This is a genomic window from Streptomyces sp. NPDC026206 (assembly GCF_040638465.1).
In the GTDB taxonomy this organism is placed as follows: domain Bacteria; phylum Actinomycetota; class Actinomycetes; order Streptomycetales; family Streptomycetaceae; genus Streptomyces.
The window spans coordinates 434,223-443,251 of record NZ_JBEZYL010000003.1 but is presented as its reverse complement, the minus strand read 5'-3'; the positions used below and the strand labels follow the sequence as shown (position 1 = coordinate 443,251).

At 74.1% G+C, this 9,029-nt stretch carries 6 protein-coding genes; 2 read left to right on the top strand and 4 right to left on the bottom strand.

Features of this window, described 5'->3' with window-relative positions; all coding sequences use genetic code 11:
• Together AB0F13_RS08405 and AB0F13_RS08400 are read left to right on the top strand one after the other, a co-directional pair.
• A partial coding sequence (locus tag AB0F13_RS08405; RefSeq protein WP_362077147.1) for a transposase occupies positions 1-183 on the top strand: 183 nt, incomplete at its 5' end.
• A 100-nt stretch (positions 184-283) separates the two neighbouring features.
• Entirely contained in the window at positions 284-547 is a 264-nt protein-coding gene (locus AB0F13_RS08400) for a hypothetical protein (RefSeq protein ID WP_362077144.1), read from the top strand.
• Between the two features lie 92 nt (positions 548-639).
• Here AB0F13_RS08400 and AB0F13_RS08395 read toward each other — a convergent pair whose 3' ends face one another.
• The 4 genes from AB0F13_RS08395 to AB0F13_RS08380 all read right to left on the bottom strand — a co-directional run bounded on the left by AB0F13_RS08395 (position 640) and on the right by AB0F13_RS08380 (position 8,991).
• Positions 640-2,805 carry a BTAD domain-containing putative transcriptional regulator gene (locus tag AB0F13_RS08395; RefSeq protein WP_362077141.1) on the bottom strand — a complete coding sequence of 722 codons (2,166 nt, stop codon included), beginning with the start codon at positions 2,803-2,805 and terminating at the stop codon, positions 640-642.
• Between the two features lie 338 nt (positions 2,806-3,143).
• A complete protein-coding gene (panD, locus tag AB0F13_RS08390; RefSeq protein ID WP_362077139.1) occupies positions 3,144-3,566 on the bottom strand; it encodes an aspartate 1-decarboxylase in 423 nt (140 codons plus the stop codon).
• Between the two features lie 76 nt (positions 3,567-3,642).
• A complete protein-coding gene (locus tag AB0F13_RS08385) occupies positions 3,643-4,593 on the bottom strand; it encodes an ornithine carbamoyltransferase (RefSeq protein ID WP_362077136.1) in 951 nt (316 codons plus the stop codon).
• Between the two features lie 93 nt (positions 4,594-4,686).
• Positions 4,687-8,991 carry an amino acid adenylation domain-containing protein gene (locus tag AB0F13_RS08380; RefSeq protein ID WP_362077133.1) on the bottom strand — a complete coding sequence of 1,435 codons (4,305 nt, stop codon included), beginning with the start codon at positions 8,989-8,991 and terminating at the stop codon, positions 4,687-4,689.
• Positions 8,992-9,029 lie beyond the last annotated feature (38 nt).

The window sequence follows — 9,029 nt, the reverse complement described above, 5'->3', positions numbered from 1 at the left end:
GCCCGCAAGGGCATCGAGTCCTCACAGCGGCTCGGCCGTCATCGCTGGGTGGTCGAGAGGACCGTGTCATGGCTGGCCGGCTGCCGACGCCTGCACCGCCGCTACGAACGCAAGGCCGAACACTTCCTCGCCTTCGTAGGCATAGCCGGGGCCCTCATCTGCTACCGCCGCCTCACCAAATGAAACGACGTCTAAGACGCCTGGTCGTGCCCGGACGACGGCCCGCTCACCGAAGTGCTCACCGGAGTACAGTGAAAAACCGGACTCCGAAGACGAGGCCAGCATGGAAAAACGGGAACGCATTCCCCCGGCGGGACTCGCCGACGTCCGCATCGTCGCCGCGTCGCCCGAGACGGCGCGCCAGATCGCGGAAGTCCTGCGGCGGTGCTTCTCCTCCACCGAGCAGCGCAGTTACCCCGCCGGTCCCGAAGGCGGAACGCGTCTCCACCTCAGCGTGGACACCGCACACGCCGCCGAACCCGCGCGTTCCTGGCTGGCGGCCAGCACGTCGGCGAGCGGCAACCGCGCACAGTCCGACGAGATCTGAGGCGACGAGCCCGGACGGCGCCCCGGCCACGGCGCGCACAACGGCACCCAGCACACACCCGCATCCAGGGCTCGCGCTCCACCCCGCTCAGCTCAGCTCACCTCCCGCGCCGCCCTTCGCGCCTGCGCCTGTGCGTGCGCCTGCGCCTGCACTTGCAGGGCGTGTGCGACGCGGCCGTGGACGCGGGCGCGTTCCATGGCTCCCAGACCGTCGCAGAGGGCCTCACGTACCAGCGGCGGGGCGCATTCGTAGGTGCCGGAGGCTCGGGGGACCTCTCTGAGCAGGCCCGAGCCGAGGGCCGCCTCCAGGTGCCTGCCCACCGGCGTGCCGGCCGGCAGGACCGCGGCGAGCAGGCCGGCGGTGACGGCTTCGCCGGCGACGGCGCAGACCCGCAGGACGTCCGCGGCGCCCTCGCCCAGCGAGTCCAGCCGCTGCCGTACGACCTCGCGGACGGCCAGCGGGACAGCCGGCCTCTGCTGCTCGGCGGTGGCGTTCCGCAGCAACTGGGTGAGGAGGAAGGGGTTTCCGCCGGTCCGGGCGCGGAGTTCGGCGGCGCTTCCGGGCAGGCGGTGGCCGGCCTCGGTCGCCCGCATCAGCTCGATCACCGCGGCCGGCTGGAGGCCGCCCAGTTCGATCGTGTGGACGAGGGGTTCGCGCAGCAGCAGGCCCAGGGTGCGGCGGAGTTCGTCGTTCAGCTCGGAGTCGGACTCGCGGCAGGTGGCGACCACCAGCACGGGTGCGCCGTGCAGCCCGCTGGCCAGCAGCCGCAGCAGGGACAGGGAGGGCGCGTCGGCCCAGTGCAGGTCCTCCAGGAAGATCACCAGCGGGCGCTCGGCCGCCATCTCCAGCACGATCTGGCACACCGCGTCGTACGTACGGAACGGTGCGCCGGGCTCCTCCTCCGGCGTGTTACCGGCCCCGGCCCGGGGACGCGCCGGGCAGCCGGGCATCAGGGGGCCGATGAGGGAGTCGAACCGTGCGGCCGAGCGGGCGAAGGCCTCCGGCCGGACCGTGGCCAGCCGGCGCAGGAGCTGGGTCCACGGCCAGTACGGCGGTGTCTCGTCGCCCTCGAAGCAGCTCGCCCACAGGACGTCGCAGTCCGGTGCGACCGTTCTGCCGAACTCGGTGAGTAAACGTGTCTTGCCGATGCCGGGCTCGCCGAGCACGAGCGTGATCTGCCCCTGTCCCTGCCGGGCGGCGCGCGCCGCGCCGGCCAGCCGGGTCAGTTCCTCGGCCCGCCCGGCGAAGGGAGCACGGCCCGCCGGTCGTCCGGGCTCGGCACAGCGCATGAGGATCAGGTCGCCCGCCCTGCGCTCACCGGCCGCGCCGCGGAGCGCGGCGCCGGCGGGGCTCCCCGTGTCCGCGTTCCGGCCGGGCCCCCGCACCGCGGCCGCGCCGGCAGAAAGCGCACCGGGCGCGGCGGGCATGGCGGGCATGGCGGGCCCGGCAGGCTCGGCGGGATCGGGGGACGCGGCAGGGACAGTAGTGGCAGCGGGGACCGTGGGGACCGTGGGGGTCAGTTCCTGGCGCAGGATGTCGCGGTGCAGGTCCTGCAGCTCCCTGCTGACCCCGACGCCGAGGTCCTCCGCCAGGCGGGAGCGGGTCCGCTCGTACATGGCCAGCGCGTCGGCCTGGCGCCCGGACCAGTACAGCGCGCGCATGAACTGGCCGATGAGGCGCTCGCGCAGGGGGTTGGTGCGCACCTCGTGATCGAGCTCCTGCACCACGGTCCCGTGCAGCCCCAGGGCCAGGCCGGCCTCGGCGCGGCCCTCCACGGCGGCCATCTGCAGCTGCACCAGCCGGGCGGACTCGTCGCGGGCGAAGTCGTAGTCGGCCAGGTCCGCATAAGGCGCGCCCCGCCACATGGCAAGTGCTACGCCGAAGCGCTGCCGCGCCGCCTCGAAGTCGCCCTTGGAGAGAAGCCGTTGGCCCTCGCGTACGGCCGCGGTGAACCGGCAGGCGTCGACCTGCTGGTCGTCGACGGCGAGCATGTATCCGGGTGACCGGTAGCGCAGGATGCTGTCGCCGTCGCTGACGCCCCGTGCCGCCGCCAGTTTCTTGCGCAGGCGTGAGACGTACGACTGCAGCGTGGCCGTGGCCCGGTCCGGCGGGGAGGACCCCCAGACCCGGTGCACGATGTCGTCCAGGGAGACCACGCGCCGCGGGTTCATCAGCAGCAGGGCCAGCACGGCGCGTTGCCGTGGCGCGCCCACGTCCAGCGACTGCCGGCCGAACAGGGCCGAGACGCCTCCCAGCACGCGGAACTCCATAGTGTCGTCGGTCTGCTCCGGGCCCGTTCCGTGCCCGCCCCCGCGCAGGGGCCTTGTCTGTTGCCGGCACGAAATTTCCGCCAAGCTGCCCATTCGGCACCTCATCCACGTTCCGCTCGGTCACCCCGGGATTCGCTCCCTGTATATGACCTATAACGGACGCCGGAATGGTTCAACCGTCTACCACAGAAAGGGTAAAAACGTCACCAGTGGTGGCGGATCGCTATTCCTGTCACGGATGTTGCGGCCATGACGGCGACCGTGGCGGCGGCCGTGACGGCGGAAATCCGCCGCCGGCCGCCTCACGGGCGTGCGGGCCGGGCGCCCTACACGCCGGCCCGCACCTCGTCGCCGCGCAGCACGCCCGCGACCTCGCCGGTCGCGGCGGGATCGGCACCCAGGGACGTGATCCGGTTGTCCTCGTCGACGAAGACCACGCGCGGCACGGCCTTGCCCGCCTCGCCCTCCGGGGACATCCGGTAGGCGATGATGATGACGAGGTCGCCGACGTTGATCAGCCGGGCCGCGGCGCCGTTGATGCCGACGACGCCGGAGCCCTTCGGGCCCTCGATGATGTAGGTCGACAGCCGGTTGCCGTTGTTGATGTCGACGATGTCGACCTTCTCGCCCGGCAGCAGTCCGGCGGCGGCCATCAGGTCGCCGTCGAGGGTGAGCGAGCCGACGTAGTGCAGGTCGGCCTGCGTCACGGTGGCGCGGTGGATCTTGGACTTGAGCATGGTCAGGTACATCGGGTTACTCCTTGTGGTGATGTCGGGTCAGTCGGATACGGGGGTGGGGTGGGGTGGGGGGGTCCGGAATCAGGGGTCAGGCCAGGCACCACTCCAGTACCGCCATCGCGCCGTACAGCTTGTGAGCGGCCTGCTGGAAGGCGATGCTGCGGTCGCCGTCGAGGACGTCCGCGGTCACCTCCTCGCCCCGGTGCGCGGGCAGGTCGTGCATGAAGGCCGCCGACGGACAGCGGTCCATGAGCGCGGAGTTCACCTGGAACGGGGCGAAGACGGTGCGCCACTCGGGGTCGGCCTTGGAGGTTCCCGTGGTCTGCCAGCGGGCGGTGTAGACGACGTCCGCCTGCGGCAGGCCGTCCATGTCGTGCCGCTCCTCGATGAGGGCGCCGTGTGCCGCGGCGTACTCCCGCGCCCGGCGCATCGTGGCCTCGGGCAGGCCGTAGCCGGGAGGCGTCCGCAGGTGCAGTTCGGCGCCCGCGTAGCGGGTGAGGGCCAGGGCCAGGGCGGCGGCGGTGTTGTTGCCCTCGCCGACGTACAGGACGCGCAGGCCCTCCAGCTTGCCGAGGGTGGCGAGCATGGCCGACAGGTCGGTGATGCCCTGGGTGGGGTGCTCGTCCTCGGTCATCGCGTTGACCACGGACAGGGTGTCCCAGGCGGCGATCGCGCGCAGCTCGCCGGCGCTCGCCGAAGTGCGGGCGACCAGGCCGTCCAGCATCAGGCCGAGCACGCGGCCGGTGTCGTCCGCGGTCTCGCCGGTGTTCTCCTGCAGATCGCCCGGGCCGTATGCCACGACCTGCGCACCCAGTCGCAGCGCGGCAACGGAGAAGGCGGTACGGGTCCGGGTGGAGGTGGTGCGGAAGTACGTGCCGACCACGCGTCCGGCGAGCTGCCCGGTGAGCGGGGCGGCGCCGCACGAGAAGTCGCGGGAGCGGCGTACGAGGGCGTACAGCTCGTCGTCACTCAGGTCGGTCAGGGACAACAGATGCCGCCTGGCAGCGGGTTGTGCCGGGGCGGGTGCGTTCGGGGTCATGAGTGGCGTGGCGTGCTGCATGGGGTCCTCACTCACTGTCGGTGGGGGTTCCGGCGGGCGCCGGTCGGGGCGTAGGGGCGGCGTCAGGCTTGGTCAGGGGGCCGCGTCCGGTGCAGTCGGTGCGGGCGGGGCGGGCGGTGCAGCCGGTGCCACCGGTGCCTCCTGACCGGTCGGTGCTATCGGTGCCGCCAGGCCTGCCGGTGCCGCCAGTGCAGCCAGTGCCGCCGGTGTGGCGACGCGGGCGAGGAGCCCGCGCGCCGGTTCGGTGACGGCGGGGGCGCGCATCATGGCGTAGTGTCCGGCCCGCACCGTGGCCTCGCTGCACGGCGCTGAGGTGAAGCGCCGCCAGTCGGTGCGGGTGACGCTGCCGTCCAGCAGGCTGGGTTCGGCGTAGACGGCGTGCAGCGGCGCGTGGATCGGGGTGGGCGTCCAGTCGCGGAACATCTCGCTCTGGTGCCGGATCAGGCGGAAGTTCGCCGGGAACGCGGCCGAGTCCGACGCCGTGCCCATCGGCCGTGCCCGGTCCGTGACGGCCGTCAGCAGGTCGTCGTCCACCCGCGTGCCCTCCGGCACGAGCTCCAGGACGCCGGCGTGCGCCTCCGCGTGGTCCCGTTCGGTGCCGGGCCCGTAGGTGGCGCGCAGCGCCATCAGCACCGACTCTCGGTCGCCGGGGGGTTCTTCGGTGCCCACGCCGATGTCCCACAGCTCGACGAAGTCGAGCTCGACGCCGCGGGCCTCCAGCTCCGCGGCCACGGCCAGGGCGATGAGGCCGCCGAGCGACCAGCCGAACAGCGCGAGCCGTGCCACGGGCAGCCGCCCGGTCAGCTCGTCGGCGTACCGCACGGCCAGGGCCGCCACGTCGGCCGGCTCCTGGCCGGCGCCCGCCACGGCGGGCGAGCGGACGCCCCAGACCGGCAGTTCCGGCGGGAGCAGCCGCAGCAGGGGCTCGTAGGGGAAGAGCTGGCCGCCCAGCGGATGCAGGACGACCAGCGGCGTCCGCCCGCCGGTGCCACCCGAGCCGCCGGTACCGCCCGTGCCGCCCGTACTACCCGAGCCGCCGGTACCGCCAGTGCCGCCGGTACCGCCAGTGCCGCCGGTACCGCCAGTGCCGCCGGTACCGCCAGTGCCGCTGGTGCCGCCCGTGCCGCCAGTGCCGCCGGGCTCGTCGGTGCCGCCCCTGCCTCCCGTGCCGCCGGGCTCGCCGGCCGCTTCCGACAGCGGCACCACGAGGCCGCTGCCGGTGGTGTCCTGCCCGCTGCCGGGGGCCGCGTCGGTGGCGAGCGCGTCGGCCATCGCCGCCAGCGTGCGGCGGCCGAAGACCGTCTGCAGCGGCAGCCGGGTGCCGAACTCCGTCTCGGCCTGCCGTACGAGCCGGCTGGCCAGCAGCGAGTTGCCGCCGAGTGCGAAGAAGTCGTCGTCCTCGCCGATGTCCGCACGCCCCAGCAGCCGGGACCAGATCTCCGCCATGCGGCGCCGCCCGGGCGTCGACGGGGGCACGGTCTCCCGCTGCTCCCCCGGCAGGCCGCCGGTGCGTGCCGCGGCGGCCGCCTGGGCCGTGATGCGGGCCACGTCGAGCTTTCCGCTGGCGTTGCGCGGCAGTTGGGGCAGGACGGAGAAGGAGGCGGGCACCATGTAGGCGGGCAGCCGCCCGGCGGCGTGGGCGCGGACCTCGGCGGCGGTGGGCGGCGGGTCCGCCGGGACGAGGGCGGCGTGCAGCACCGCCGAGGGTGTGCCCTGGCCGATGACGACCACGGCGGCGTCCGCCACGCCGGGCGCGGAGCGCAGTACGCCGGCGATCTCGGCCGGCTCGATGCGGTAGCCGCGCAGCTTGACCTGGCCGTCGCGGCGGCCGAGGAACTCCAGCGTGCCGTCGCCACGGCGGCGCACCACGTCGCCCGTGGCGTACCGGCGCGTGCCGTCGGGTGCTTCGGGGAACTTCTCGGCCGTGCGCTCGGGCTGGCCGGCGTAGCCGACCGCGAGCTGGGGGCCGGACAGGTACAGCTCGCCGGGGAAGCCGGCCGGTACGGGGCGCAGCCGGAGGTCGAGGACCTGTGCGGTCACTCCCGCCAGCGGCCGGCCGATGGCCGGCTGCGCGCCGGGGTCCTCGATGAGGCAGCCGGTGGCGTTGACGGTGAACTCGGTCGGCCCGTAGACGTTGACGGCGCGCACGTCGGCCTCGGCGAGCCGGCGCCACAGGCCGGGCGGGACCGCCTCGCCGCCCACGACCAGCACCCGGGGCAGGTGCTCGCCCGCGTCGAGCAGGCCGGCGTCCACCAGGGCGGCCATGTGGGTCGGGGTGCCGTCGAGGGCGTCGACGGCGTGGTCCCGCAGGAACCGGACCATGGCCTCGGGGTCGGCGCGTACCGCATCGGGCACCGGGTGGACGGTGTGGCCGGCGCGCAGCAGCATGGTGCCCTGCCATGAGGCGTCGAACGAGAACGGCGCGTTGACGGCGACCTGGGCGTGCTCGGGCAGGTCGGCGAACACCAGCCGGTCCATGGCCTGCCCGAACGCGGCCAGGCTCAGGTGCCGTACCGCGACGGGCTTGGGGGCGCCACTGGTTCCGGAGGTGAAGATGAGGTACGCGATGTCCTCGGGGGTCACCTTCGCCACGGGTGCGGCCGCCTCGTACGCGCCGGACGGGAGGGCGTCGAGGGACGCGGCCACCCGGTTCGTACCGGCGAGGGCGGGCAGGCCGTCGGTGTCCGCGTCGACGAGGACCGTGCGGATGCCGGCGGTGCCCATCATGCGGCGCAGCCGGTCCTCCGGCAGGTCCGGGTCGAGCGCCGCGCACACCGCGCCGGCCGACCAGGTGCCGAACAGCGCGGCGGTCTGCGCGGCCGACCGGCGCATGGCCACGCCGACGACCTCGCCGGGCATCACCCCGGCGGCCGCGAGGGCGGCGCCGACCAGGTCCGCGTGGCGGACCAGCCGCTCGTAGCTCAGCACGTCGTCGCCGTGCACCACGGCCGGCCGGGCGGGGTGCAGCGTGGCCCGGTCGCGTACCGCGTCGGGCAGCGGGACGAGGCCGCCCTCGGTGAGGGCGGGTCCCCTCTCCCACTGTCGCAGGAGCCGCGGGTCCGGGCCCTCGCCGATGGGCAGTTCGCCCACGGTACGGTCCGCCGGCCCGGCGCACAGCTGCTCCAGCAGTACGGCGACGGCGTCGGCGAGGCTGCGGGCGGTCGTCGCGTCGTACAGCTCGGTGCGGTACTCGACGAAACTCGGCACGCCGTCCGCGGCGTTGAAGTGGAAGGTGAAGTCGGACTTGGATGTTCCCGGGTGGAGCGGCAGCCGGGTGGCGGTGATGCCGGGCAGTCGGGGCTCGCCGGCCTCGTAGTGCAGTTCGAGGGCCACCTGGAACAGCTGGGAGTGTCCGGCGCCGGGGCGGCCGAGCGCCGAGACGATGTCGTCGAACTCGACCGAGGTGTGCGTCATGGCGTCCAGCACGGTGGCCTGCGCCTGCCGGACCAGCTCGGCCGCCGGGGTGTCGTCCTCGACGCGCAGCCGCAGCGGGACGGTCTTCATGAAGTAGCCGACCAGTTCCTCCGCCTCGGCCTCGGAGCGCATGTTGACGGTGCTGCCGATCACCACGTCATCGGTCCGGGCCAGCCGGGCCAGCACGGCCGAGACGGCGGCGGCCATCACGGCGAACGGCGAGGCGTGCAGCGCCGCTGCGGTGGCCCGCACCCGCTCGAACCAGCCCTCGTCCAGGGGCAGGTGGTGGCGCTGCCCGAGGTCGTCGGGAAACGCGGACAGCGGCCGGTCGGCCGGGATCGCCAGCCGGTCGGGAAGCCCGGCGAGCTGCTCGCGCCAGTACTGGAGGTCCTCCTGCGCCAGGGGGTCGCCGGGCGGGACCTCCAGGGAGCGCTGGGCGAGGACCGGGTCCCCTTCGGGGGCGGGCAGGGCGGTGCCCGCGTAGAGCTCGCCCAGCTCCTCCAGCAGCACCCGGAAGCTGTCGCCGTCGCAGACCAGGTGGTGCAGGGCGAGGACGAGGATCCACTCCTCGTCGGCGCAGCGCACCAGGCTCGCCCGTGCCGGCGGCCCGGCGGCGAGGTCGAACGTGCGGGACACCGCCTCCTGTGCCGCCTGCTCGCCGAGCCGCCTGGCCTCGGCGAGCGGGTGGCCGCGCAGGTCGGTCTCCTCCAGCGGGAACGGCCCTTCGGGCAGCGTCGCCACACGGGGCAGGTCGTCTCCGCCGTCGACTACGACCGTGCGCAGTGCCGGGTGGCGCCGGTGCAGCTCGTCCAGCGCGGCCACCAGTGCGGCCCGGTCCAGCGGCCCGTTCAGCCGGAAGGACTCGGCCTCGTTGTAGACGGGTACGTCCGGTGCCATCGCGCAGGCGAGCCACATCGGGCGCTGGATGGCGGGCAGCGGGGACAGCGCCTGGTCCGTTTCCATGGTCAATCACCTCTCGGGGGTGCGCGGGCGGGCGGCAA